This is a genomic window from Burkholderia sp. HI2500, from assembly GCF_002223055.1.
In the GTDB taxonomy this organism is placed as follows: Bacteria; Pseudomonadota; Gammaproteobacteria; order Burkholderiales; family Burkholderiaceae; genus Burkholderia.
Genome location: NZ_NKFL01000004.1, coordinates 281,922 through 308,918, shown reverse-complemented (window position 1 = coordinate 308,918; position 26,997 = coordinate 281,922). Strand labels below are relative to the sequence as shown.

20 protein-coding genes and 1 tRNA gene are annotated in these 26,997 nt (G+C 65.9%); 7 read left to right on the top strand and 14 right to left on the bottom strand.

Annotated elements, in window-relative coordinates; translation table 11 throughout:
- The first annotated feature begins 19 nt into the window (after positions 1-19).
- From tolB to CFB45_RS03880, 4 genes are all read left to right on the top strand, one after another.
- Positions 20-1,315 carry a Tol-Pal system beta propeller repeat protein TolB gene (gene tolB, locus CFB45_RS03895; protein WP_043189432.1) on the top strand — a complete coding sequence of 432 codons (1,296 nt, stop codon included), beginning with the start codon at positions 20-22 and terminating at the stop codon, positions 1,313-1,315.
- A gap of 17 nt (positions 1,316-1,332) precedes the next feature.
- Entirely contained in the window at positions 1,333-1,845 is a 513-nt protein-coding gene (gene pal, locus CFB45_RS03890) for a peptidoglycan-associated lipoprotein Pal (protein ID WP_089424598.1), read from the top strand.
- Positions 1,846-1,864: 19 nt separating this feature from the next.
- Entirely contained in the window at positions 1,865-2,614 is a 750-nt protein-coding gene (gene ybgF, locus CFB45_RS03885) for a tol-pal system protein YbgF (protein ID WP_011351071.1), read from the top strand.
- Positions 2,615-2,722: 108 nt separating this feature from the next.
- Positions 2,723-2,799: transfer RNA gene (locus CFB45_RS03880), tRNA-Lys, on the top strand.
- Between the two features lie 569 nt (positions 2,800-3,368).
- On the opposite strand, the gene CFB45_RS03875 is transcribed toward CFB45_RS03880, so the two are convergent.
- The 10 genes from CFB45_RS03875 to CFB45_RS03830 all read right to left on the bottom strand — a co-directional run bounded on the left by CFB45_RS03875 (position 3,369) and on the right by CFB45_RS03830 (position 13,303).
- Positions 3,369-5,222 carry a hypothetical protein gene (locus CFB45_RS03875; RefSeq protein WP_144025161.1) on the bottom strand — a complete coding sequence of 618 codons (1,854 nt, stop codon included), beginning with the start codon at positions 5,220-5,222 and terminating at the stop codon, positions 3,369-3,371.
- A 405-nt stretch (positions 5,223-5,627) separates the two neighbouring features.
- A complete protein-coding gene (locus CFB45_RS03870; RefSeq protein ID WP_179255038.1) occupies positions 5,628-6,074 on the bottom strand; it encodes a hypothetical protein in 447 nt (148 codons plus the stop codon).
- On the bottom strand, positions 6,064-7,011 hold the full coding sequence (locus tag CFB45_RS03865) for a fatty acid desaturase family protein (protein ID WP_089424595.1): 948 nt from the start codon (positions 7,009-7,011) through the stop codon (positions 6,064-6,066). The genes CFB45_RS03870 and CFB45_RS03865 overlap by 11 nt, the downstream gene beginning before the upstream one ends.
- Positions 7,008-7,646 (bottom strand): phosphatase PAP2 family protein, encoded by a 639-nt coding sequence (locus tag CFB45_RS03860; protein WP_256978113.1) that lies wholly within the window; start codon positions 7,644-7,646, stop codon positions 7,008-7,010. The genes CFB45_RS03865 and CFB45_RS03860 overlap by 4 nt, the downstream gene beginning before the upstream one ends.
- A complete protein-coding gene (locus tag CFB45_RS03855) occupies positions 7,622-8,779 on the bottom strand; it encodes a hypothetical protein (protein WP_089424594.1) in 1,158 nt (385 codons plus the stop codon). The genes CFB45_RS03860 and CFB45_RS03855 overlap by 25 nt, the downstream gene beginning before the upstream one ends.
- The gene (locus tag CFB45_RS03850) at positions 8,776-9,525 is read right to left on the bottom strand and encodes a hypothetical protein (protein WP_089425853.1); all 750 of its coding nucleotides are present in this window, start codon (positions 9,523-9,525) and stop codon (positions 8,776-8,778) included. Before CFB45_RS03850 ends, CFB45_RS03855 begins: the two co-directional genes overlap by 4 nt.
- Positions 9,522-10,538: a hypothetical protein gene (locus CFB45_RS03845; RefSeq protein WP_089424593.1), complete on the bottom strand. Its 1,017-nt coding sequence runs from the start codon at positions 10,536-10,538 to the stop codon at positions 9,522-9,524. The genes CFB45_RS03850 and CFB45_RS03845 overlap by 4 nt, the downstream gene beginning before the upstream one ends.
- Before the next feature lie 65 nt (positions 10,539-10,603).
- Entirely contained in the window at positions 10,604-11,668 is a 1,065-nt protein-coding gene (locus CFB45_RS03840; protein WP_089425852.1) for a glycosyltransferase, read from the bottom strand.
- Between the two features lie 140 nt (positions 11,669-11,808).
- A complete protein-coding gene (yiaA, locus tag CFB45_RS03835) occupies positions 11,809-12,252 on the bottom strand; it encodes an inner membrane protein YiaA (protein ID WP_069249222.1) in 444 nt (147 codons plus the stop codon).
- A gap of 103 nt (positions 12,253-12,355) precedes the next feature.
- Complete coding sequence (locus CFB45_RS03830) at positions 12,356-13,303, bottom strand: cupin domain-containing protein (protein WP_089424592.1); 948 nt, start codon at positions 13,301-13,303, stop codon at positions 12,356-12,358.
- Positions 13,304-13,432: 129 nt separating this feature from the next.
- Here CFB45_RS03830 and CFB45_RS03825 point away from each other — a divergent pair, with 129 nt between their 5' ends.
- From CFB45_RS03825 to cysC, 3 genes are all read left to right on the top strand, one after another.
- Positions 13,433-13,762 (top strand): carboxymuconolactone decarboxylase family protein, encoded by a 330-nt coding sequence (locus CFB45_RS03825; RefSeq protein WP_011351062.1) that lies wholly within the window; start codon positions 13,433-13,435, stop codon positions 13,760-13,762.
- Positions 13,763-13,974: 212 nt separating this feature from the next.
- On the top strand, positions 13,975-14,808 hold the full coding sequence (locus CFB45_RS03820) for a class II glutamine amidotransferase (RefSeq protein WP_089424591.1): 834 nt from the start codon (positions 13,975-13,977) through the stop codon (positions 14,806-14,808).
- Between the two features lie 829 nt (positions 14,809-15,637).
- Entirely contained in the window at positions 15,638-16,234 is a 597-nt protein-coding gene (cysC, locus tag CFB45_RS03815; protein WP_089424590.1) for an adenylyl-sulfate kinase, read from the top strand.
- Positions 16,235-16,378: 144 nt separating this feature from the next.
- Here the strand turns inward: cysC and CFB45_RS03810 are convergent, their stop codons facing one another.
- From CFB45_RS03810 to CFB45_RS03795, 4 genes are all read right to left on the bottom strand, one after another.
- On the bottom strand, positions 16,379-17,053 hold the full coding sequence (locus tag CFB45_RS03810) for a GNAT family N-acetyltransferase (RefSeq protein ID WP_089424589.1): 675 nt from the start codon (positions 17,051-17,053) through the stop codon (positions 16,379-16,381).
- Positions 17,050-18,378, bottom strand: coding sequence for an aminotransferase class I/II-fold pyridoxal phosphate-dependent enzyme (locus tag CFB45_RS03805; protein WP_039361294.1), 1,329 nt, complete (start codon positions 18,376-18,378; stop codon positions 17,050-17,052). The genes CFB45_RS03810 and CFB45_RS03805 overlap by 4 nt, the downstream gene beginning before the upstream one ends.
- A gap of 64 nt (positions 18,379-18,442) precedes the next feature.
- The gene (locus CFB45_RS03800) at positions 18,443-19,360 is read right to left on the bottom strand and encodes a UDP-3-O-acyl N-acetylglycosamine deacetylase (RefSeq protein ID WP_089424588.1); all 918 of its coding nucleotides are present in this window, start codon (positions 19,358-19,360) and stop codon (positions 18,443-18,445) included.
- Entirely contained in the window at positions 19,357-26,994 is a 7,638-nt protein-coding gene (locus CFB45_RS03795; protein WP_089424587.1) for a type I polyketide synthase, read from the bottom strand. Before CFB45_RS03795 ends, CFB45_RS03800 begins: the two co-directional genes overlap by 4 nt.
- Between the last annotated feature and the right edge of the window lie 3 nt (positions 26,995-26,997).

The following is a 26,997-nucleotide window of genomic DNA, read 5'->3' as shown; positions in this document are numbered from 1 at the left end:
CATACGGGAAGCAAGAAGCATGAGTTTGATGACAAAGCTAGGTTTCAGGGCACTCGTGGCCTCGTGTCTGATTACGGCGGGCAGCGCCGCTAACGCCCAGGTCAACGTGCTGATCACCGGTGTCGGGTCGACCCAGTTCCCCATCGCCACGGCGAATTTCGCGAATGAGGCGAACCTGCCGCAGCAGGTCACGTCGATCGTCCGCGCCGACCTCGCCCGCAGCGGCAAATTCACCAACATCGACGCCGGCAGCACGCCCGTGCCGGAGAGCGCATCGGTCGATCTCGGCGCATGGAAGGCCAAGGGCGCGAATGCGTTCGTCGCCGGCAGCGTGAACCGCGAGGCGAACGGCCAGTACAAGGTCAACTTCATCCTGTACGACACCGTGAAGCAGCAAAGCCTCGGCGGCCTGTCCCTGACGGCCACCGACACCACGCTGCGCACGGCCGGCCACAAAATCGCCGACTACATCTACCAGAAGCTGCTCGGCGTGCGCGGCGTGTTCGCCACGCGCCTGTCGTACGTGATCAAGACCGGCAACCGCTACCAGTTGCAGATCTCGGATTCGGACGGCCAGAACGCGCGCATCGCGCTGTCGAGCACCGAACCGATCATCTCGCCGTCCTGGTCGCCGAGCGGCACGAAGGTCGCGTATGTCTCGTTCGAGCGCAAGAAGCCGATCGTCTACATCCACGACCTGCCGACCGGCCGTCGCTACATCGTCTCCGACCAGAAGGGCAACAACAGCGCACCGGCCTGGTCGCCGGACAGCAACACGCTGGCCGTCGCGCTGTCGCTGACGGGCAATACGCAAATCTATACGGTCAACTCGACGGGCGGCGGCCTGCGCCGCCTCACGCAGAGCAGCTCGATCGACACCGAGCCGTTCTACTCGCCGGACGGCCGCTGGATCTACTTCACGAGCGACCGCGGCGGCGCGCCGCAGATCTACCGGATGCCGGCACAGGGTGAAAGCGCCGGTGCCGCGCAGCGCGTGACTTTCACCGGCAGCTACAACACGAGTCCGCGTATCAGCCCGGACGGCAAGCTGCTCGCTTACATCTCCCGCACGGGTGGGGGCTTCAAGCTGTACGTTCAGGATCTGCAGTCCGGCGCGGCGAACGCCATCACGAATACGAATCGCGACGAATCGCCGAGCTTCGCGGCAAACGGCCAGTACCTTCTGTACGCTACCCAGTCGGGTGGTCGCAATGTTCTGGCAGCAGTGCCCTCGGACGGCAGCGCGCCGCCGCAAATCCTGTCCGTCCAGGGCGGCTCCGTACGTGAGCCGTCGTGGGGGCCCTTCATGCAATGACCACAAGGAGAGTAAACATGATGTCGAATAAAGCTCGTCTGGCCCTGGCCGTGATGATGATCAGCGCGCTCGCAGCGTGCAAGTCGGGCGTGAAGCTCGACGACAAGGCGAATGCCGGCGGTGCGGTCAGCACGCAACCGAGCGCCGACAACGTCGCGCAAGTGAACGTCGATCCGCTGAACGACCCGAACAGCCCGCTCGCGAAGCGCAGCATCTACTTCGACTTCGACAGCTATTCGGTGAAGGACGAGTACCAGCCGCTGATGCAGCAGCACGCTCAGTACCTGAAGAGCCACCCGCAGCGCCACGTGCTGATCCAGGGCAACACCGACGAACGCGGCACGAGCGAGTACAACCTCGCGCTGGGCCAGAAGCGTGCGGAAGCCGTTCGTCGCGCGATGGCACTGCTCGGCGTGAACGATTCGCAAATGGAAGCCGTGAGCCTCGGCAAGGAAAAGCCGCAGGCAGCGGGTCACGACGAAGCATCGTGGGCGCAGAACCGTCGCGCCGACCTCGTCTACCAACAGTAAGTAACGGAAGAATCGCCGTATGACGCACCGTGTATCCCTGCTGCGCGTTGCCGCAGCATTCTGCGTCGCCGGCGCGGCGTGGTCGGCCGCGCCGGCGCACGCCGGCGTGTTCGACGACAACGAAGCGCGCCGCGCCGTGCTCGATCTGCGCAGCAAAACCGACAACCTGGCGAGCCAGTTGTCCGCCGCCCAGCGTACGATCCTCGATCAATCCGGCCGTCTCGACCAGCTGAACCAGCAGGTCGCGACGCTGCGCGGCGAGAACGAGGACCTGACGAACCGGCTGACGACGCTCGAGCGGCAGCAGAAGGAGTACTACCAGGATCTCGACACGCGGCTCAAGAAGTTCGAGCCGCAGCAGGCGACGATCGATGGTGTCGAAGGCACCGTGCAGCCGGGTGAAACGGATGCGCTCAGCGCGGCGCAGCAGCAGTTCCGCAACGGCAACTTCAAGGCGGCCGCGGCTTCGTTCCGCGCGTTCATCGCGAAGTATCCGCAGAGCCCCTACCAGCCGACCGCGCAGTACTGGTACGGCAATGCGCAATACGCGCTGCGCGACTACCGCGGTTCGACTGCAACGTGGCAAGGAATCGTCAGCAAGTTCCCTCAACATCCGCGCGCAGCCGACGCCCTGGTGGCAATCGGCACGAACCAGCTCGAACAAGGCCAGAAGGCGGCCGCGAAGAAGACGTTCGAGCAGGTCGTGTCGCAGTACGCCGGGTCGAACGCAGCGCAGACCGCGCAGGGCAAGCTCGAGACGATCAAATAATTATCGCGGCGGGTTGTTGACAGCCTGACAACCCGTCGCTATAATCTTTTGCTCTTTGGGTCGTTGCCCAAGTTGTTGAAGCAACGAACCAACAGGTTTCAAGAACGTGGGGTGGTAACTCAGTTGGTTAGAGTATCTGACTTTTAATCAGAGAGTCGAGGGTTCGAGTCCCTCCCACCCTACCAACTATCTTTGATAGTGCAAATTAAAGCCTCCCAAGCGGAGGCTTTTTTGCGTCTGTCGCATCCGTATCGAGTCCGAAAGTATGGCGTGTTCGAGGCACGCACGGCCCGTGAAGATATGAGAAGGGGCTTGGCAACCACGTCAGGCTCCTTCTCTATTTTTGAGCCGGCCAACGATGTGTCAACCGGTCGTTGCATTACGATTCGCGACTTGAGCATCGCGCCGCGCTTGGCGTGGCGAGCGTCTTGATCGAGCCGGACGCATCCTCCCTTCTACGCCAGCTTGCAACCCCTCAACACGGCTTTTCAGCCCGTCAAAGCAGGAACATCGACATCTCTCGATACGGTTCTACGCTTTTCGTCCAAGGCTATCGAGGTGCGGTCGGCCGCTTCGTCCTCGTGCAGCAACGACGAAGCGTTATAGCAGCGGCAATGCAGGAGCCACCCGGCCACGGCGTCGGAAGGGGTACGCCGCAGCAACCTGCGTTTGTCGAATAACTATCTGCCAGCGTCCTCCTCCCAGGTAGCATTATCGCCTCGATAGCAGGCCCGCAAGCCGCCTTGAGGCGCCGTCAACTACTCACACCAGGTAATGGGCCAGCACTCAATACCTCCGTCAATTCGCGGGCCGTTCGGCGCTCAAGTTCCGCGGTTCGACGTCGCAGCGACTCGATCTCACCACGCGATACTTCGAGTTGATTTCGCAGAGTTGAAAGCTCATTTTCAAGCAAGTTGGTCCGCATTGCAAACTCGTTCGTCGACGCCAGCTGCCCGTTGGCGGCGGCATCGACTAATGCGACGCGTTTCTCGTCCATACCTAAGCGCAACTGCGTCATTTGCTCTGCATGGGCGTGCGAGCGCTCCAGTTGCTGACGCAACAGCAATTCAATTTCCCGACGGGAATTATCCAACTGCCCCTGCGTGTCCATCAGGCGCTTCTCCAGCACACCAGCGTGCCTCGCATGTTCTTCAATCAGAGGCGCAAATTTTTTCTCGGCGACATCAATTGACGCAAGACGTTCCCGATCGATCCTCTTGTATGTATTGGCGATCTCCTCCGCATACTCTCGCTCCCTTTCCGCCTGTCGTCGCAACAATGACTCCACCTCACTGCGGGCATTCAATCTAGCGTTCGCGCTGTCTGCATCCAACTTGACGCGCTCGAGAGTCAGTTCTTCCTCGAGCTCATGCAATTCCCGCGTCTTCTCACGGAATTCCTCTTTCGCCCTCGCCCATCCGGCGTTCGATCCGGCCGTCCAGATCCGCCCCACCTCATATTGCCCATGGGAAATGAAGTGGGCATAGGGAGAAATGCCCGCCGTAATCAGATCGACATTGTTCAACAGATAGGCAATCGGATCAAAATCTTCCGGAATCGATGGATCATTTGCCAAATGCCAGTCGATATTCAGCAGGGCGTTTGCCACATTGACGGCGCCGGATTGCTGAGTCAGTGCAATTTTTTCCAACGCCCAATCTAGCACAAGATCTTGCACGCGCGCCTTATGACCAACCATGTTGCCAACTGCTTCCTGGGATGCGTGGATGGCATGCGCCTGGTGATCGACTTTTTTCGCTCCTCCGGAAAGAGAAACAACACCAGCCCCGCCAAAAAACTCTTTATTGATCCAGTCCAGATCGGCGCCGTAGCGCCGTTCAAGCTCGCTTTCGATCTCTGCACTTACCTCAACGGATTCTGATTTTGCATACGGGTCTGCATAAATCATGCGGTCCGAAACTTCTTCGGAAAAAGCGCCACCAAACTCCCGATTGATCCTGCGAAGAAAATCACGCTCGACACCAGTCAGTGAGCGATTAACGATTAAATCGCGATATTCGAGATCCTCAATTCCAATCAGATCAACAAAAGAATCAACCACCCTCTTGTTGATCGCTTCATAGCTGATTACGGTAATTTCCTCTCGCGATAGCGCATCGGCGATCGACTTGAGTGTAGAGGCATGAAGCCACTCTGCAGTGCTGATCCACACCTCAAAATCCTCACACATTCCATGACGCTTTATAAGCTGATCATAGACGGATTTCATGAACGGGATCACATTTCGCACATAGAAAACCACGCGCAACTCGATACCTTCCGCCCGGCAGACTTTTGCAAGAAATCGCCAATTTTCCGGCGAAAACTCACTAAAAAGTTCAGACGAACAAATCGCAGTCGAACTATTACCAAAGTAGGATTTTATGACTACTGCGACCGACGCGGCGTCTTCCTCACACGCGCAAACGGCTTCACGCAACATTTCACCGTTTCCGCTCGAAATCTGATGTTCAAATGATATTCCAGCCTTATTTAGGTATCCTACGCCGTACACACCAAGCTTATCGGAGTTAAACTCAAGAAAATTTTGCAGTGCGGATGACCCAGTTTTAGGACCGCCCGCATGTAAGAATAAAGTAGATTTCATGTTTTTTTGCAATCAACCCAGACTGACTTGAACCCTGCATTTTAAGTTAACTTCCAGAAAGAAGAAAACATCAATAATTTGACGATCATTTATTGAAATTTACGCATTGAACCATCCCCTCGGGGCAGACTGACGCACCCTTGCTGATATCGGCTTGCAGCAACCGGAAACTTCAAATGCTTGATTCAAATATTCGCACACTGGAGCCGCGACGTTAACTTACCGGAATATTACTGCTTTTCAATACAATTCACCACGGAATTCAATATTTCGACAGTCCCGATATAAGCTGACGAAAGCTTCATGCATCGCGGAAGAGGTAACTCCAGGAAATCGGACAAGGCGCAAGGTAGAACAGATCCGGGGCTGAATCGCTCGGGACGACCGACACGGACAGCCCACAGGTTAGGGCTGCGACTGAGCCGAACCCGCCATCACGTGGGTTTCCGGTTTCGCGGCCGTGACAGGCACCTGCACCGCCGCAGTTCCCGACGCGCAACCGCGTGCTGGACGATTCAGCGCCCCCCCGGGCAACGCGCCTAAACGATTGCCGCACGCCCCGAGCTGCCCGGCAATCACCGCCGCATCGCTCTTGATGTGGATCCGCAACACGGTATGGTTCCCGCAGTCGCTCACGTACACGTCGCCGCCCGCATCGGCCGAGATCCGGTCAGGTAGGCACCACGCCCAGTCGCAGCTGATCAGGCTGTTCGTCAGCCAGTCTTCTTCGTCATGTAACTTCGCGCTCGCTAGCGCGTCGTAGTACGCGTGCTCCGCGGCCGGCCACGGCCCGAGAAAGAGATTGATCCGGTGTGCGCCAGTCCCGGCGTCAAAAGATTCATTAGCGCACACTGACGTCCCGTAGCACCGCACCATATCCCGCGTACAGATTGCCATCAGGCAGCAACCGCCGCTCGGCAAGCTGCCGATGCACGACCGGCAGGTGATGGAACGGCATCCGCGCGAACAGGTGATGTTCGATATGAAAATGAATCGCGTGCGGGCCGAACAGGAACGTCTGCCACGAACGCCGGACGATCGTGCGCGCGTTGCGGCTCTGGTCGGCACCGGCCGGCAGCCCCGCATGCTCGAAGATCGCGCGCACCTGCCCGGCCAGCGGCAGCAGCGTGACGGACGGCACGATCCACAACGTGACGTACAGCAGCGGATGCCCGGCCCATGCGAGCGCGCCGAACAGCACACCGTTGCCGGCCAGCATCGACGCGACTTCCCACGCGGCGTACGCGCGCGACTTCCCGACCTTCGGCAACGCATGCGCGAACTCGCCGCGGGCGAGCTTCACGACACTCGTCACGTAGCCGATCCCGCATGCGTACGCGAGCAGGCGGCCGATCAGCCGCCGGCGCGTCACCGGATAGTCGTGCACGCCGAACAGCAGCGCGACGGGATCGTCCGCCGCCATCGGTGCGCGATGGTGCTTCAGATGGCCGGCACGATACGTCCGCAGCGACAGCCATAGCGGGCCGGCCGCGAACAGTTGGCCCAGCGCATCGTTGACGCGCCGGTTCCGCGCCAGCAGACCATGCGCGCCTTCGTGCATCATGACCGCGAGCGCAAGCTGGCTGCGCGCGATCACGATCGCGGCCAACGCGTACCCGAGCGGATGCGCAAACGCGATTGCAACCGCGAACGCGACGGCAATCATCAGCCAGTCGCCTGCCAACGCTGCGCCCACACGCAACGCGCTCACGCGAAACAGCGCGGGATCGGGCACGAACCGCGCAAGCTCGGCATCCGGCCCGGCATGATGAACATGGGCATCCGTCACGCGAGCCTCCCGCGCAGCGATCGCCGCTCGACCCAGAGCGCACTGACCATCGCGAGCGCCACGCCACCCAGCACGTCGACAACCGTATGCTGCTTGAGCGTCAGCGTCGACGCGCAGATCAGCAGGCCGACCGCCACGGTCACGAGCCGTCGCCGATCCACCAGCATCCGGCAGGCAAGGCACGTTACAGCGACATGCAGGCTCGGAAAGCCATTGGCCGCGAGATCGAGCTGCCACATGCGCGCGAGACGGTGGCGTACGAACGTATTGCCGATCTCCGCGACGTCGGGCCGCGGCACAGCTTCCGGAAACAGCAGGAAGCACACGACACCGAGCACGAACGCGATCAACACGGCCTCCTTGAACGCGGCGAACGCAAGCGGCCGCGCATACGCGGCAAGCGCAATCACGAACGGAAAGAAGCCGACATAGACGAACCACGACCATGCGATGAACGGAATCCGCGCATCGATCGACGTGGCAAACACGTAGCGCGGCGTGACGCTACGCTCCAGCAGAAAGAAGATCGCGAGGCCGGCTGCCATGCCGAACGTCGCGGCCAGCATCTGCCGGATATCGGGCCGGCGATCGTCACGAAACGACAGCGAACTCATCGTGGTGCCGGCGCCTCGCATCGCGTCTCCGCATCGGCCACCTTCGCATGCGGACGCAACGCGAGGAGGCGCGACGTCCATGCGTCGACGCGCGCACGCGCATGCTCGCGGCCGGCGATCGTTCCTGCCTGCGTACCGGGATGGCGCATCAATTCGGCTGCGGCCTGCCCGACTTCCTGCCGGAACGCGCCCGCATCGCCGCGCCAAGTGACGACGCGATGCACGAGCTGCAGCCGTGCAGCGCGAGCGGCGTTGCTCGCCTGCTCGGGCTGGTCGGACTGCACAAGCAGGATCGGGCGGTGATACACGCGTGCGATCGACAGCGCAGCCATGCCGGGTGCCGACACGATCAGCGGTGCATGGGCGGCGCGCGTCACCCAGTCGGCGTCGACACCGGTCCAGCCGTCGTGTCCGGCGTAGCCCTCGCCCACGCGATGGGTGGCGAGCCCCGCGTCGCGCATGCCAGCCGACAACGCATCGGCGAGCGCGATATCGCGGAAGTGCGGGTTCAGATAAATGGCGGCTACAGCCGGTTCCGAAGCGGGTTGCCCGGCGACGATCGGCACTGGCGTCGGCAGACGGTAATGCGCGCACGATCGCCGGACGTCATCGGCGGCATCGTACGCGAAGTCGTGTTCGATGCAGCACCGCGCCGAATCGATCTGCCAGTCGACGATCCGTGCAAATGCACGCGCCAGTGCGCGCGGCAGCCGTGCATCGAAATTCTCGGTCAACGCGCGGCGCAGGCTGCCGCCATACACGTGGACGATGCGGCGCCGCCAGCCCGGCATCGCCCCCATGAACAGCAGCGCCGGATGAAACGAGTCGTTGACCACGAGATCGGCATCGCGGACGATCGCACGCAGCCGCGCGATGTCTCGCAGCATGCGCGTCGGCCTGAACACGTAGTGCGCGACATTGCGATCGGTCGCGTCGCGCAGCATGTTCTGGCGTTCGTCGAACTGCACCGCGTAGTGACGGGACAGCACGGCCGCGTCGATGTCGAACGCAGCCAGGAACGCCTGCCCCGCATCGGACGTCGTCAGCACGTCGACCTGGGCGCCGGCCGCACGCAGCGCATGCACGAGCAGTTGCGCGCGCATCAGGTGGCCGCGTGCGTCGGCCGTCGCGAGATAGACGATGCGCGGCATCATGCGCGCGGACGAAGCGACTGGAACCAGCCGGCCGCGACCATCGCCAGCGCGCCCGTCACGCCGAAACCGGCCTCGATCGCGCGGATCTCGTTCAGCAACGCGGCGAGATGCGCTGCCTCGGACGGCGCAACCAGACGGCGCAGCGTGTCCGAGCAGAGCCGGACATGCCGCGTCTCGTCGGCGAGCACGCGCGAGAGCAGCGGGTACAACGGATGGGCATCGCCGATCGTCGCGCAGTGACGCGCGAGCACGCGCATCGCCATCTGTTCCGCGCACAGGCCCGTCGCATAGGCCGGCACGAGCACGCCTTGCGAGAAATGCGGCGCATGGCGCTGCGCAAGCCGGCGCCATCGCATGATCTTGCGCCGGCTCAACCAGTCGGGCTCATGCGGTGCAGTCGACGGCGCGACACCGCGCTCGCGCAGTGCATCGGCGAACGCGGCGGCGTGACGACGCTCGTCCGCGAGGTGCTGCTCGATCCGCGGTGCAAGCCAGTCCGGCGGCTGTCCGGTCCAGTCCTCGTGCAACGCGCACTCGGTCGCTTCCTCGCCGATCAGGTACATGCGCAACACCCAGCGCTCGCCATGCACGCTGCGATGCAACTGCCGGATCGCCGCCCGCTTGAGGCGATCGACGAGGTACGCGCGCACCCGCGCCGCCCCGCGCGGCACGGGCGCCTCGAGACAATCGAAGCGTGCATCGTGCGCTGCCTGCGGCGACGCCGGCAGTTCGCCTGCCGCGCTCATGCCGGCTCGCCTCGTGCAGACGCGGATTTCGTCGCAGCCGCCGCGGCGCCAGCCGGATCGCGACGCCATCCGAGGATCAGGCCGATGAAGCTTTCCTGCATGAACGCGTGCGCGGATGCGGCTGCACCCGCAAATGCTTCCTCGCGGCCGTTGACGCGCAGATAGCCATTACCGTCACGCGCACCGAACTCGATCCGGTCGTTCTTCCTGAAGCCGCGCGTAAGCATGTCCTTCACCAGCGCGCTGCCGTCCAGGCCGAACAGGAACAGCTCGCGCCGGGCGACCCACACCGGAATGTGATTGCTCAGTGCATCGAAGCGAATCGTCCACGTGCCGGATGCGAGTGCGCGATCGACGTCGGCATCGTGCGGCGCGTTCGATGTAAAGCTCGCACGCGCGACCGACTTCGTCAGGCCGCCGACGCCAAGCCCAATCGTGATGTCGTCCGCGAACGGCTGCTTCGGATCGGTCGCGCTCACCTTCACGAGATGCCGCGCGAGACGCGATGCCAGCGACGGATGCGCGAACAGTGCCAGCGTTTCGTCCGGCGTGAGCACGTCGCGCTCGCCCTCACCCTCCTTCACCCGCACGCGATACGGATCGATCCGGACCTCCGTGAACGTGCCGTGCACGGGGGCATGGACGTACACGTCGCGGTCCCATTTCGCGCCGTCGCGACGCAGCAGCACGTGCACGCTCAGCGGCACGCGCCGGCCTTCGCCGTCGACGCCCGTGCCCTGCAGCAGCACGTCGCCGAGCACGTCCTTCGTGCGGCGCGTCGCATCGCTCGAGAAGACGATCGCGTGCGCATCGGTATCGATGCTCGCGTGAACGTCCGGCGCATCGAGCGCGACGCGATTGCAGTCCGCGGCTGCCGCGTTCATGAACGGGCAGCCGCTTTGCGATGCGAAGTGGTAGATCCCGCGTCCCGCATGGTCGACCGGCGCGGCATGGGCGCCAACGCTGGCGGCAAACAGGGCGAGGCAGGCAACACGGGTGGCGAGCGTGGACATGGTCGTTGTCAGGATGGATGCTGGGTGTCGGCGTGTCGTGGCCGCGCGTGATGCGCGGCGCCGGTTCAATGACGGTGATAGGACAGCGCGTCGAGATCGCGCCGGGCCGATGCACGCCCGGCGAGACCGAAACCGCGTGCGAGTGCGCCGAGCGTATCGACGGCGGACGCCGCGATCGTGACGCCGACGGCCGCGAGATAGCGGGCGACGCCAAGCTGCGGCAACTGCTGATGATTCAGCGCGCGCAGGCTGTAGCCGAGCCGCATCGCCATCACGCAGAACGGGCCGAGCGGGCCGCTGCGACCGAGCCACTGCCAGCCGCGCGGCAGGTACGCGTTCACGAGATACGGCGTCAGCCCGACGCTGTCCTCGCCGCGCATCCAGCGCAGCTTCAGCGATTCGCGTTGCGTGTCCGGCAGCCGATGTTCGGTGTGCGCGGCCGGTGCGAACTCGACGGCCACGCCGGCTGCCTGCATCCGCAGCCCCATCACCTGGCAATGCGCGCGATAGACGCCGTCGAGCGGCTCGTAGCGGAATTGCGCGAACACGTCGCGCCGGAACGCGACGTTGTTCGCGTAGAAATTGCGTGTCGCACCGTCACGCAGCGGGCTCGGGAAATACATGAAATCGATCGACGTCAGCGCGATGCCGAGCACGTTCGGCGCATAGCTGGTGCGCCCCGCCACCGCGACGGGCGCATCGTCGGCTTCGCGCGCGAACGGTGCGAGCAGGTGCTCGAGCCAGTCGTCGGCCGGCCTGCAATCGGCATCGCCGAACACGACGATGTCGCAACGGGCCGCGTCGACGCGGTCGAACCCGTCGTTCTTCGCATCGTAGTAGCCGGTGCTTGCGCCGATCTCGAAGAAGTCGATCGGGCGGCCGGCCAGCGCGGCGATCTCCTGGCACGCATCGGCCGGCAGCCCGTCATGCGTGATGATCCATTGCGCGAGTGCCGCGGGTGGCACGGTCTGCTTCGACAGCGCCGAGACGAGGCGCTTCAGGCTGTCGACGGCCTGCACGAGCCCCGCGCCGCCGCGCAGGTTGTTCGTCTCCAGCACGAGCGCGGCCCGCGCCGCCACGGCACGGGCAGCCGCGCGGGCATGCCGCGTGGTTTCTGTGAAGTCTGGCATCCGGAATATCTCCATCGTCATGCGCACCGGCATGGATGAAACGAATGGGCGGGGAGCCCGCCGCGCATCGGCGAATGCGGGTTCGCCCATGACCGTCGTCGCAAAACGGGCGGCCTGGACGGCGCCCGCTTCGCGTGCCGTCACTCCTGGACGGACGGCGCCGATTCGGCGTCGGGATAGCGCGGCTTCGCGTTCTGCAAGTCACGCGTGTTCTTCTGCACGGCGACCGAGCCGAACAGCGCGAGCACGAACGACATCGCGTAGAAGCCCTTCTCGCTCAACTGCAGCGTCGCGTTGAAGAGGCCGACGACCAGCAGCGCGATCGACAGCAGCAGCGCGATCCAGCTGAGGCCGTAGTAGATGCCGGTGACGGGAATGCCTTCCGCGCGGTCGCGGACGCTCTTCTGCAGCGAGATGGCCGCATAGAGACCGAACACCAGCACGGTGAAGTAGTAGCCCTTCTCGTTGAGCTGCATGCCGGCGTTCCAGAGACCGATCAGGAATGCCGCGAAACCGGCGAGCAGCGCGGCCCACGATGCGGCCACGAACGCGAACGACGGCTGCTGGATGGTGGTCTGGTTCATTGCTTTGCCCTCTCTTTCTTTTTGTTCGAAATCGTTTTCGTTGAACTGCGTTTCGCGCATGGTAGCAGCTTTGGCGCGTGCCACGACAGCGTCGCTTGCAGTCTTACATGCCGCGCTGCGCCCGCCGCCAGCGTCCCGGCGTCGTGCCGAGCACAGCGCGAAACGCCTTGCCGAACGCAGCCTCGGACTGGTAGCCGACCGCCTGACCGATTTCCGCCTGCCCGCGCTGCGTATCCTGCAGCAGCGCGCACGCGTGCATCATCCGGATCTGCGCGACGAACGCGCCGACGCTCATCCCGGCCCGCTCGCGGAAATGGCGTGCGTACGTCGCGCGCGACATCGCGGAGGCGTCGCCGAGCGACTCGACCGTCCACGGTTTTTCCGGCGCCTGCAGCACGGCCTGGACCGACGGGCCGAGCCGCGCGTCGGCCGCCAGTGCCAGCCAGCCGGACGACACGCGCGCACCCCGCCCGTATGCGCGCAACGCGTACGCGAGCAGCGCCTGGCCGAGCGCGTTCACGATCGCGCCGGCGCCCGGCTGCCCGTTCGACGCCTCGGTGCGCAGCACGCTCGTCAGCAGTTGCAGCGGCGCGAACCCCGACGCCTCGCGCAACCCGACATGCAGCACGTGCGGCAGCGTGCGCATCAGCAATTCGCCCGCGCCGCGCGCATAGACGAACCGCCCGCACAGCAGGTCCACGCTCGCGCCGCCCGGTTCGGCCGGATCGAGATTCGACTTGACCGGCAGCACCGCGCCGCCGCCGGCGCCCTGTTCACGCAGCGCCGCAGCCGGCCGCGACCGGCCGGCCCCTGCATCGAGCAGGTCGTGCGCGCCCCCCGCGGGCAGCAGCACGAAATCGCCGTCGGCGAGCTGCAGCGTGCGCCCGTCCGCGGTACGCAGCCGGCAGGTTCCGGCCAGCACCAGGTGAAACGCCGCCTCGCCGGACGGCAGCGGGTCGTGCGGCATCGCGAACGGCCCGTCGAGCAGGCAGCGCACGTCGAGCTCGACATGGCTGCGGCCCAGAGACAGGAGTTGACTCAACGCATCCATGAGACGATCGCGCTAAAAATTGACACTCTAGCGTATCGAAACCCTCAGCGCGAGCGATCAGAATAGCCCTGCATCGCCCGAGATCGCGGCCCCCGCCGCCCTCCCCACCCCTACTCGAAAGGACGCATCATGCTGAACTGGAACGAATACCGGAAGGAACTCTCGACGCGCATCGGCGAGATCGCCAAGCTGTCGCCCGATACGCTGGCCGGCTACAAGGCGCTGTCGGGCGCCGGCGCCAAGACGGGCCATCTCGACGCGAAGACGCGCGAACTGATCGCGCTCGCGGTCGCCGTCACGACGCGCTGCGACGGCTGTATCGCCGTGCACACCGCGGAAGCGGCCAAGCATGGCGCGACCAAGGAGGAAGTGGCGGAAGCGCTCGGCGTCGCGATTGCGCTGAACGCGGGTGCGGCGCTCGTCTATTCGGCGCGGGTGATGGACGCGCTCGGCGAGTGAACCTGACGGCCGCGGCGTCGCCGTCAGGCGGTGGCGCCCGGCCGCATTGGCTGCATGGCCGCGCGGTTGCGCATCCCGCATCCGGAGAGGCACCCGATGTATGAAGATTGGCCAGCCTACCTGCCCGAATGACCGGCCGCGTGCGCCCAGGCACGGATGCGCCGCGAAGTCGGCTACCATGCTGCGAACGATCCATCGTGAAGGAGCGCTCCATGTGCCGCTGGCTCGCCTATACGGGTAATCCGCTTCATCTCGAGACCGTCCTGTTCCGCGCGAAGCACTCGCTGATCGACCAGAGCCTGCATTCGGAGCTGGGGGCGACGACCACCAACGGCGACGGCTTCGGCATCGGCTGGTACGGGCGCCCCGACGAACTCCCGTTCCGCTACCGCTCCGTGCATCCCGCGTGGAACGACCGCAACCTGCGCGAAGCCGCGCGCGCGATCCGCTCGCGGATGTTCATCGCGCACATCCGCGCGGCCACCGACACCCCCGTGCAGGAAACCAACTGCCACCCGTTCCGCCACGGCCGCTGGCTGTTCGCGCACAACGGGCTGATCCGCGATTTCCACAAGCTGCGCCGCGACCTGACGATGAAGGTCGATCCCGCGCTGTTCCCGACGCTCGAAGGCTCGACCGACTCCGAACTGATGTTCCGCCTCGCGCTGACCTACGGCCTCGAGCAGACGCCGCTGCCGGCGCTCGAGCGGATGGTCGGCGTGGTCGAGGAAAGCGCCGCGCGGCATCGCGTGGCCGACCCGCTCAACATGACGATCTGCGCGACCGACGGCGAACGGATCATCGCGGTGCGCTATTCGAGCGAACGGCAGTCGCGCTCGCTGTTCCACAGTACGTCGTTCAAGCACCTGCACGAGCTGTATCCGCATAACCCGCGCATCGCCGAAGCCGGCGACGACGCGTTCATGGTCGTGTCCGAGCCGCTCGTCGACTTGCGGGGCGCGTGGGAGGAAGTACCGGAGAGCACAGCGATCGTTGCGCAGGGGGCCGATGTGCAGCAGCGGCCGTTCGGGCCGCGGCACAAGTAGCCGGAAAGATTGTTGCCACCGCAACGCACATTTCGGGTGAATCGCGTTCGATGGACAAGTCGGCTGCGCCAGGCACCCGCCAGTACAGCGACACACCTCCGTTATACCGACCGGGGAAGATGAACAAGCCCATACACAGCCGAAACCTGCGCCACGCCACGTGCAGGTCACAACAATGATCGTCGCCCCTCCCCTAAAACACCAGGCATCGATCCGGCAGCAATCTCGACGCGAGCATGTATTCAAAACCAAGTCTTGGAATTACCGACGAATCGCATCCGGACTCCACTTCAACTACGACGGAATACTAATTTAATAATCTTTCGATTCGGATTCCGTTGCACTTGCGCGGACTAATGCCGTCACGATATTCGCCCCCATCCGACCGGGTTCGCGCCGCGCTCCTGAAACGTCAGATGAATATCATCTACTTTTCAGTGAATTCATGGCGAGTTCTTTAAATTGCACCTGATTCATTGTTCGCCCGCTCCGCTGGCGGCACTGCCTTCGAGTTCAGTCGGCGCTCTCGTGGCGCCGATATTTTCATCTAACCCTGAATAACGACTCCCGCTTCGTCGCCCCAGCTGGCCGGCACTCGGGCACGGCCATGCCCCGCCCTCCATTAATACATAGCGTCCCGGATGCCCGCCCGCGACTGCGACAGAGCAAAAATTTCCGATTGATAGTTGCGACTCCGCCCATGAAAAATTTCGTAACCCGACGCCTCGCAGGAATTTGGTTACAAATTCTAAAAAGTAAGTTACAATTTCCCGACATGCATATAAAGTTATAAAAAATACTCCACGATGTTCGGCACATTAAATCCGAGATGATTCAAGATTATAATAATGACCTGCCCGCTATATCATCTGGCAGTCAATCCATACTTCCTCGTGTGCAACAGAATCAAGCCTTCGTGGTGTGGTTGACTGGCGTCTCCGGCGCAGGCAAATCCACGCTGGCGAATCTGTTGAAGGAACAACTTGACGCCCGTGGTCTTCGTACGTATTTGCTCGACGGCGACGTCCTGCGCGAAGGGCTGAACCAAGATCTCGGATTCAGCGATGCTGATCGACACGAAAATATCCGACGCACAGCCGAAGTCGCTCGGCTGATGATGGACGCCGGACTCATCGTCATTGCTGCACTGATCTCGCCATTTCACGAGGCGCGCGCTAAAGCCCGTGAACGCTTTACTGCGGGCACGTTTATCGAGGTCTTCGTCGACGTGTCATTGGAAGTGGCAGAGGCTCGTGATCCGAAGGGCCTGTATGTATTGGCAAGGCAGGGAGCGATTCGGCAGTTCACGGGGATAGAGTCGAGCTACGAGAAGCCATTGTCCCCCGACGTACACGTCAGGACAGCCGAGACAGGTCCCCTGGAGTGCGTGGCCGCAATCATCAGAAAGCTCCCGCTGAACGGCTAAGGCCACTGCAACCGACTGATTTTCATTCCCCCCGGGGCGCATGAGTAGATGTGCCGGAAGGTCCAGCATTCGCCGTGCACTGCTCGCATGTCCAGCAACGGCCTTCGAACCGCAGCGCAAGTAGCCAGCACGGCCGGGTACTCGTCATGCATCGCGCGACAACCGCATCCGGATCGAATCGAGTTCGGCGGGCAGCCGACGCGACCGTGCACGCGGCCGCGGCAGCGCGGTGAACCCGAGCCGTTCATATAACGCGCGGGCCCGCACGTTGCGCGTCAGCACGTCGAGCACGACCTCGCGGCTGCCGTTGGCGGGCAATGCGCCGGTGTCCAGCGCATCGCGAAACAGTGCGCTGAAGATCCCCGTGCCGCGCTGACGCTCCTCGGTCGCGCAATGCGCGACGAGGATCTGCGAACGCTTCGGCGCCGGAATTTCCGTTTCGAGGATCAGCCCGCGCAGCAACTGGCCGATGGTGCGGCGCACGCCGAAAAAGCGCGAGAGTGCCCACACGACATGCAAATCGTCGAACATCGTCTGCTGTCCGTCGTGGATCGCCATCACGGCGAGCACGGTGCCGTCGTCGGCGACTGCGACGCGATGCCGGCGCCACGAGAAGCGCCCGTAACGCGACCGAAACGCCTGCTGCAAAAACGCAACGCCGCGTGCATCGCTTTCGCCGAGAAAGAACCCGAATTCGGCCACGCCGGACGCAAACACGAGCGGCCCGCACGCAGCCGCATCATCCGCATCCGCCGCGCGAAACCGCACGCGCTCACCGGCGCGCGGCACCGCGTGCGCGAACGCACCGGCCAGCGTCACGCGCTGCGCCCCGCGAGACGCGACAACACGGCGACCGTCCGGCTGATCTGCTCCGGCTCATGCGTCGAGCAGATGAAGAAGCGCAGGCGCGCGGCCTTTTCCTCGACGGCCGGATAGAAGATCGGCTGCACGTTGATCCCTTCGTCGAACATCGCATTGGCCCATTGCGCGGCCTTCAGCGAGCTCCCCGTGATCACCGGCACGACCGCGAACCCGGCGCTCGTGCCCGTGTTCAGCCCGGCGGCGCGCGCCTCGGTCAGGAACTGCCGTCCGCGCGCCTGCAGTTGCGCGACGCGCTCCGGCTCGGCCTGCAGGCGCTCGAGCGCGGCCAGCGACGCTTCGGCGAGCGTCGGCGCGAGCCCGACGCTGTACAGGAAGCCCGGCGCCAGGTGCCGCAGCATGTCGACCAGCGGCTGGCAGCCGGCGATGAAACCGCCGCAGCCGGCCAGCGTCTTGCTCATCGTGCCCATCCACATGTCGACCTGGTCGGGCGCGACACCGCAGTGCTCGCGGATGCCCTTGCCGGTCGCGCCGAGCACACCGAGCGAATGCGCCTCGTCGACCAGCAGGAATGCACCGTGGCGCGTCTTCACGTCGACGAAACGCTGCAGGTCGGGAAAATCGCCGTCCATGCTGTACAGCCCTTCGATCGCGATCAGCACGTGCCGGTATTCGCGGCGCACGCGCGACAGCAGTTCGTCGAGCGCCTGCCAGTCGTTGTGCGCGAAGCTCAGCCGCTTCGCGCCGCTCAGCTGCGCGCCCTGCACGATGCTGTTGTGCGCGAGCGAATCGTGGACGACCAGATCGCCGGGACCGAACAGCGCACCGATCACGGTCACGTTCGTTGCATGGCCGCTTACGAACGCGACACAGTCGTCGGTCTCGTAGAACGCGGCCAGCGCGCGCTCGAGATCGCGCTGCACCGGACGCTCGCCCGCGACCATCCGGCTCGCGGAGGCCGACGTGCCGTAACGGTCGATCGCGGCTTTCGCGCGCGACGACACGGCCGGATCGCCGGCCAGGCCGAGGTAGTTGTAGTTCGCGAAGTTCAGGTACTCGCGGCCGCCGATCTGCGTCGTCGCACCGGCCACGCCTTCATGCACGCGGAAAAACGGCGAGTCGACGCGCAGCTTCTCGCCCATCTCGCGCATGATCCGGACCTGCTGATACTGCGGCATCGATTCGAAGCGGCTGCGCGCCGATGCGGTCTGCGCGGCCAGCGTGCCCGGCACGCCCGGTGCCGCAGCCGCATCCGTTGCGCGCTCCAGTTGTCGCTTCAGCGCTTTCGCAGCCAGTTGCTGGCGAAGATGCTCTCCCAGTGCCATTGCTTCCTTCGCTATATCTCGAAAAGGCGCTATGTTACGCCGCGCATCATGAAAAAGCGTGGTGTCACGCGTCGGGAAACTCGGCCCACTGCCATGCGTCGGGTTGGGCCAGCAGCGCATCGACCAGCCGGAAATTCATCTCGTGGCTCGGTCGCAATGCGCTCACGCGCGCCAGCAGCGGCGCGCCGGCCAGCGCGAGATCGCCGACCAGGTCGAGCACGCGATGCCGGACGAACTCCTCCGGCAGCCGCATCCCGCCCAGCACGCGATTGCCGACGATGGACGCCGTGCACGACGGCCGCGCGCCGCGCAGGATCGGCACGCCGCGCAAATAACCGGCGACGATCGCGGGCACGGCCCACTTCACGCGGCCATACGAGCGCGACGGCGCAATTTCGGTCGCGAACGCGGCCGGTGTCAGCGCCCCGTCCCAGTGCATGTCGCCGAAGCCGCGCAGGTCGTTGCGCACGCTCAGTTCGTAACGCGGCGCCGGTTCGATCCGCATTTCGCGCCGCTGGTCACCGTCGCCATCCGTGACGACGACGGGCCGCAGCACGCGGATGAAGCGTTTCGGCGCATCGAGCGCGACACGGCCGCACGCGCGGATGGCGTCCACCCACGGCGCGGCGCTGCCATCGAGAATCGGCACTTCTTCCGCATCGATCTCGACGATCGCGTGATCGATCTCGCATGCAAGCAGCGACGCGAGCAGATGCTCGATCGTGCGAACGCCGACGCCGTCGGCGTTGCGCAGCATCGTGCACAGCGGCTGCGCGCGGCGCAGCGCGGGATCGACCGGCAGCGTCGCGAGCGTGCGCCCCTGCGCGACGCGACGGAACGCGATGCCCGTCACGCCCTCTTCCGGACGCCCGGGCAGGATCCGCACACCCACCCGGCGCCCCGTGTGCAGCCCGTGACCGTCGATCGCCAGCGGCCGTGCCAGCGTGCCCTGACGCGTCGCCCACCCGGACGGCGCGCTCATCGCGCGACCTCCAGCGTCGGCGACGCCTGGCCCGCCACGGGCGCCTGCCGCGCATCGAGCATCGCGCGCGCTTCGCCGTCGATCGCATGCTTCGCCGCGAGCGCCGCGACGGCCTCCTGCGCGGCATCCGTCGCGGAACCGGCATCCGCATCGGTCGACGCGCCGATCGAATCGACGATACGTCCGGCCAGCGTCGTCACCGACGCGCCTTCGGCAATCGCCATCACCGACAGCTTGACCTCGAACGCTTCCTCGACCGCGAGGCCGAGTTCCATCCCCATCAGCGAATCCATGCCCATGTCGAGCACTGACTTGTCGAGCGCGATGCGGTCCGGCGTCATGTGCAAAATCCGCGCGATCTGCGCCTGCAGCGTCCGCGCCACCAGCGCGATCGCTTCGTCGCGCGGCAACGCCAGCACTTCTTCCCGCAACTGCGTGCCGCCATCGCGCGCATCGCCGCCGCTCGCGTGCGATTGCAGCAGCGAATACCGGCGCGCCTTCGCGGCCGGCATCCCGCGCGCTACCGCGTGCCAGTCGAGCCGGACCACGGCCTCGCCGGCCGCGCCCGCGACCAGCGTGCGTTCAAGCGCGACCATCGCCTCGTCGGACGTGATCGACGCGCCGCCGATCCGCGACTGCAGCGCCTCGCGCGTATCCGCGTGGCGCGCGAGGAAGCCGACGTCCTCGAGCGGCCCCCAGGCCATGAACGTGCCCGGCAATCCCGCCGCGCGACGATGTTCGACGAGCGCCTCGAGGAAGGTGTTGGCCGCGACGTAGTTCGACTGCCCCGGATTGCCGAGATAGGTCGTCGCCGACGAATAGACCACGAACAGGTCGAGCGACAACGCGCGCGTCGCGCGATGCAGGTTCCACGCGCCGGCCACCTTCGGTGCGAGCACCGCGGCCATGCGCGCATCGTCGAGATTGCGCACGAGGCCGTCATCGATCGACATCGCGGAATGCAGCACGCCCTTGAGCGGACTGCCGCGCCGGACGATCGCATCGATCATCGCGTCGACCGCCGCGGCGTCGGTCACATCGCACGACACGGCATCGACCGTGACGCCGAGCGTCGTGCGCCAGCGCTCGACTTCCTCGCGTGCGGCCGCAGCGAGCTCGCCGGAACGGCTCGCCAGCGTCAGCCGGCGTGCGCCGCGCTCGACCATCCAGCGCGCGCTCGCGAAACCTAGCCCGCCCGTGCCGCCAACCACCAGGTACGTGCCAAGCGGATCGAGCGCGAGCGAACCCGCGCGCGTGACGCCGCGCGTCGGGGCCGGCGTGCCGGACGGATAGGTCACGAGCACCTTGCCGATCTGGCGCGCCTGCTGCATGTAGCGGAACGCATCTTCCGCCCGTTCGGCCGGAAACGCGCGATACGGCAGCGGATGCAGCACGCCTGCCTCGAACAGCGCCATCACTTCGCCGAACAGGCGCGCGGTCAGCTCCGGGAGCGCCCCCATCAGCTGGTCGGCGTCGATGCCGAAATAGCTGATGTTGTTGCGGAACGGCCGCAGCCCGATATGGCTGTTTTCGTAGAAATCGCGCTTGCCGAGCTCGAGGAAACGACCGAACGGCCGCAGCGTATCGATGCTGCGCACCATTGCTTCACCGGCGAGCGAATTCAGCACGATGTCGATGCCCTGGCCGCCCGTCAGCGCGCGAATCTCGTCCGCGAACGCGAGGCTGCGCGAATCGAGCACGTGGTCCGCGCCGAGCAGACGCACGAACTCGCGCTTCTCGTCGCTGCCGGCCGTCGCGAACACTTCCGCGCCGAAGTGGCGCGCGAGCTGGATCGCGGCGATCCCGACTCCACCCGCGCCGCCGTGCACGAGCATGCGCTCGCCGCGGCGCAGACGCGCGAGTTCGACGAGTGCGTAGTACGCGGTGAAGAACGTGGTCGGCACGGTCGCCGCTTCCTCGAACGACAGCCGTTCGGGTTTCAGTGCGATCGCTTGCGCGCGCGTCCTGACGCGCGTCGCGAACGAAGCCGGCGCGAAGCCGAGCATCGCATCGCCCGGCGCGAATGCCGTCACGGCGTTGCCCACCCGCACGACGCGGCCGGACAGTTCCATCCCGATCGTCGCGCCCGCGAAGCCGGTCTCGACTGCTTCATCGGACAAGAGCCCCATCGCATACATCACGTCGCGGAAATTGAGGCCGGTGGCAACGGGCTCGATCTCCACCTCGTCATCGCCCAGCGGGCTTTCCGGCAACGCGAACCATTCGAGATTGCGCAACGAACCCGGCGCGTCGAACGCGAGCACGGCCGCACGCGCGATCGCGCCATCGTTGCGGGCCGCGGCCTGCGCGGCCGTCAACATACGCGGCACCTGCCGCCCGTGTGCACCCAGGACGACTTCTTCCTCGACCGCCGCGCCGGTCAGCTCGCGAATCAGCGCGTCAGGGATCCGGTCCGCCGCTCGATCGACGTCGATCAGGCGGCACGCGAGTTCGGGATGCTCGTTCGCCAGCACGCGACCGAGACCCCACAGCGTGGCCTGTTCCGGATGCGCATTCGCGGTCCCGGCGAACGGCGCGCCGCCACGCGTGACGACGGTCAGCCGCGTGGCCGCGTTCGGCTGCGCACCGAGCGTGCGAACGAGTTCCGCAAGAGCGATCACGCCGTTACGCTGCGCGGCCATCAGGCCATCGCCCGTCGCCGATTCGGCGAGCGGCGTTTCCGGCGCGCAGAACACGACATGCGCCGGCCGCCCGGCCGGCAACGACGCGATCGCATCGGCCGCGTGCGTGACGTCGACGATATCGGCCGGATAGCCCGCGCGCGCCAGTGCATCGGCTAGCCGCCCGCCGAAACTGCCGGCGGCATCCGGTGCGTGCACGACGAGCCATTGCTCGCTGCGTGCAAGCGTATCGAGATCGCTCGGTTCCTCGCCGCGTTGCGCGACAACGGCGCTCGCGGGGTTGCGCGCGATGACGAACGTCGGCGTGCCGTCCAGATCGAGCGATTGCTCGACGTGCCGCACGACGTCGACGAAGCCCGCGCGTTCGAGTGCCGCATCGAGATCCGCCGGCGCCAGCGGCACGGGCGCATCGGCTTCCGTCGACGAAGCCTGCGCGCCGAATACGATGTCGGAGAAACGGCCGCGACGCGACTCGGCCAGCAGCAGCAATCCGCCCGGCGCCAGCCATGACCGCATTGCATTCAGCGCGTCGGCCACATCGTGCCGGCCGCTCAACGCGCGGTTCGCGACGATCAGGTCGTAGGGGCCGGCTTCGTCGGCCGCCAGCGACAACCGCTCGCCCGACTGCAACGCAACCGTGCGCACCGCCGCTTCCGCATCGGCGTCGAACCCGGCGAGTTGACCGGCAGTCGCCGCAATTGTGTGATCGCAGCGCGCGGCCGCGAGATGCATGCCGAGCGTCTGCAGCACGTCACCGTCCGTCGCGCCCAGCTCGAGCACACGCAACCGGCGTGCCGGTTGCCATGCGCCGACTGCCTGCTCGACGCTTGCGGTCAGCAACGCGTGCACGTGCTGCCACGTCGGCGATGCGGCAAGGAGTTGTTCGACCAGGCTGTGGCCGGTCGGCGACAGCAGGCGGGCGCCGTCCTTCGCGCCATTCAGCACGTCCGGCAACGCCGCGCCGCAATGCGCGAGCAGCGTCAGCTCGGCCACGTGACCCGGCGATTCGGCCAGCAGCCCGCGCCACAGCTCGTCGAGCGGCGGCAACGCCGCGCACGCCGCGTCGTCGCGCACGAGCAGCGCGCCATCGCGATGAGCGAGACCGTCTTCGACCAGCATATCGGCAAGACGTGCGGCCAATGCCTCACGCCCGGCCGCCGGCTGCCATGCCCCGCCGAACGCGCCGAGCGCATCGAACGCGCGGAGCGCGTAGAGGCTCGCCAGCACGTCGAGCAGCGGCAGGATTTCGGTCAGATGCTGCGTCCGGCGGCCGTCGTGCCCGGCTGCATCGAGCCGTGCGGCAGCAAGCGCGAGCAACGCGTCGGGGGCCGGCAAACCGGCTGCATTGACGTCACCCGGCAGCGGCACTTCTTCAAGGCGGTAGACGAAGCGCGCGGGCAGGTTCTGACGGCGGCCGACGAGGTCGACACGCCGGAACCGGCATGCGCCGAGCCGCGCGACGATCGCGCCGCGCGCGTCGAGGAATTCGAAATGCGCGACGATCGAATGCGGGCTGTGGCGGTCGATCCGCACCAGTACCCGCTCGACCGTGTCGCCGCGCAGATAGTCGACCCGGCCGATCTGCACCGGCACGTAAGCCGGATGCTCGCCTTCGCGCGCGTGCGCGGCAAGCAGTGCGAACAGCGGATGAAACCCGCTGTCCATCAGCGCCGGATGCAGCAGATAGGCAGACAATGCCCGCGCGTCGCCGCATGCTGCCGGCACCGCAACGTCGGCCAGCGCCGCGCCGTCATCCGCAGCGACCCGCACGGTGCGGACCCAGCGGAATGCCGGCCCGTAGCTGAGGCCGATGGCCGCCGTGTTTGCATACAGCGTGTCGCCGTCGGCCGCGGGCAACGCGAGCAGACGATCGAGCGCGTCGGACGGCACGACGCTCGCATCGCCGAGCGTGTTGCCGCTTTCCAGCATCCGCCCCGTCACGTTCAGCGTCCATGCACCATCGGACATCCGGTCGCGCGTCTCGATCGTGAAGGTCGCGGTACGCGGCTCGATCACGAGCCGGAACAGCTTCGCCTGCTGCGGCTGGAATACCACCGGCGTGCGGATCTCGACGTTTTCGAGCGCCGCATCCGGCGTATCAAAGAAGGTGCGTGCCGCGGCGAGCGCCATCTCCACGTACCCGGCCCCCGGGAACGCCACGCCGCCGTCGACGACGTGATCGGCCAGCATCGGCAGCTTCGCCGGATCGAGCTGGTTTTCCCACGCGAATGCGTGCTCGTGCAGGCGATAGCCGAGCAGCGGATGCTCGCGGCGACGATTGACGAGGCCGTAGCCTTCGACGGTCGGCGTCAGCCAGAAATGGTCGCGCTGCCACGGATAGGACGGCAATGCAGCACGCGCTTCGCCCGGCGCGAAGCGGTCGGGATCGACGCTCGCACCGTGCGCGATCGCCGCGAGAATCGCTTGCCGCAGCGTCGCCGCGCTGCCGTGATCGCGCTTGAGCGTCGGCAGCGCCACGCCGGTCGCGCCGGCGGCCGCGAATGCCTGCTTCACGTACGTGCGCAGGATCGAATGCGGCGAGACCTCGATGAACAGCCGGACGCCCTGCTCGATCAGATGCGCGATGCCGTCGCCGAAGCGCACCGGCTCGCGAATGTTGCGCCACCAGTAACGAGCATCGAGCTCGGTGCCGGCCAGCGCGCCACCGGTCACGGTCGACACGAACGTGCCGTTGCCCGGCTGCGGCCGCAGGCTCGCCAGCTCGGCCAGCACGACCGGCTCGATGCGGTCCATGTGGCTGCTGTGGAACGCGTAGTCGAGATCCAGCATCTGGAAGAACTTGCCGCTGCCGCGCAACGCGGCCTCCAATGCCTGCAGGCCCTGCAGCTCGCCCGCGAGCGTCACCGCGTCGGGGCTGTTGATGCCCGCGATCTCGACGCGCCGCGCCAGCCCGTGGCGCGCGATCAGTTCGCGCGCCGCCGCGTCGCCGATGCCGACCGCCGCCATCCGGCCGCTGCCGCGCGTCATCGCCTGCGCGCGGCTGCGGATCTTGATCACGCGAACCGCGTCGGCGAGCGACAGCGCGCCCGTCACCCACGCCGCGGCAATCTCGCCGACGCTATGGCCGATCGCCGCGTCGTAACGCATCCCGCGCGCGTCGATCACGCGAATCATGCCGACCTGGATCGCGAACAGCAGCGGCTGCGCGTTCTCCGTCGCGGCGAGCCATTCGGCGCCCGCGCCGGCCAGCCATTCCGCGCCCGGGCCGCCGCGCATCACGTCGACGAGCGACGGGCTGCCATCGGCGCACCACAGCGCGTCGACGTCGTCGAGCGCCGCGCGGAACACGGCGTTCTCCGCATAGAGTTCGTTGCCCATCCCGACCCACTGGCAGCCGTTGCCCGAGAGGACGAGCGCGGTGCGGACCGCGTCGGCCGGGGCCTGGCCGGTTGCCACGCAGGCCGGCAGGCCTTCCGCTGCCGGCTGGGCCAGTGCCGCAAGCGCCACGCGGCCTTCGGCCACGTCGGCCGGCGCAACGATTGCTCGATGTTCCAGCCACTGGCGACGACGTGCGGCCGCGGCGGCCAGTGCCTGCCAGTCGCCGCCGTTGTCGAGCATCGTCAGATAGCGGGCCGCAAGCGCGCCGAGCGCATTCGCGCTGCGCGCGGTCAGGACGAGCGGAGACAGTTTCGCTTGTGTCGGCTCGGGCTCACGCGCGGCCGCCGACGCCTCGTTTGCAGCCGGCGCCTCCGTCAGCACGACGTGTGCGTTCGTTCCGCCGAAGCCGAACGAGTTGACGCCGACCGTCAGCGGCGCGTCGCCCGCGTCGAGCGGCATGTAGCGATCGACGACGCGCAGACGCCCGCCGTCGAAATCGATCCCAGGATTGGGCGTGACGAAATGCAGCGAGCGCGGTACCGCGCGATGCTTCAGGCACAGCACGGCCTTCAGCAGCCCGGCCATGCCGGATGCGGTCTCGAGATGGCCGATGTTGGTCTTGACCGAACCGATGAGCAGCGGACGGTCCGCCGGGCGCTCGCCCGACACGACGTCGATCAGCGCACGCGCTTCGATCGGATCGCCGACCGCCGTGCCGGTGCCGTGCGCTTCGAGATACGCCAGCGACTGCGGATCGATGCCCGCGCGCGCGTACACGCTGCGCAGCAGCGACGCCTGCGCGGCCGCGCCCGGCACGCTGATGCCGCCCGGCGAGTGGCCGACCGAATTCACGCCGGAGCCGGCGATCACCGCGTGAATCGTGTCGCCGTCGGCGAGCGCGCGATCGAGCGGCTTGAGCAGCACGAACGCGCCGCCTTCCGAGCGGACATAGCCGTCGCCGGTTGCATCGAACGTGCGGCAACGGCCGCGCGGCGACAGCATCGACGCCTTGGAGAAGCTGACGAAGCCGAACGGGTGCAGCAGCAGGTTGACGCCGCCCGCGAGCGCCACGTCGGCTTCGCCGGACTGCAGCGCCTTGACGGCCTGGTGGAGCGCGACGAGCGACGACGAGCAGGCCGTGTCGACGGACATGCTCGGGCCGCGCAGGTCGAACAGGTAGGACACGCGGTTCGACGCGATGCTCAGGGTGTTGCCGGTCGCCGAATATGGATCGATCACGTTGAGATCGTCCATGTTGCGGTTGCCGTAATCCATGCTGGCGGCGCCGACGAAGACGCCGCAGTTGCTGCCGCGCATGTCGGCCGGGCGCACGCCCGCGTCCTCGAACGCTTCCCATGCGAGTTCGAGCAGCAGGCGCTGCTGGGGATCCATCTGGGCCGCTTCGCGCGGGGAAATGCCGAAGAACGCGGCATCGAAGCCGGCGATGTTGTCGACGACGCCGGCGGCGAACGTGTAGCTCTTGCCCGGCTCGCGCTTGGACGGGTGCTGGTAGAAATCGGTGCCGAAGCGGTCGGCGGGGATTTCGGTGACTGCGTCGCGTTCGTCGCGCAGCAGTTGCCAGAAGTCGCCGAGATTGTTAGCGCTCCCGGGAAACCGACAAGCCACCCCAATTATTGCAATCTTACTGTTCATCTT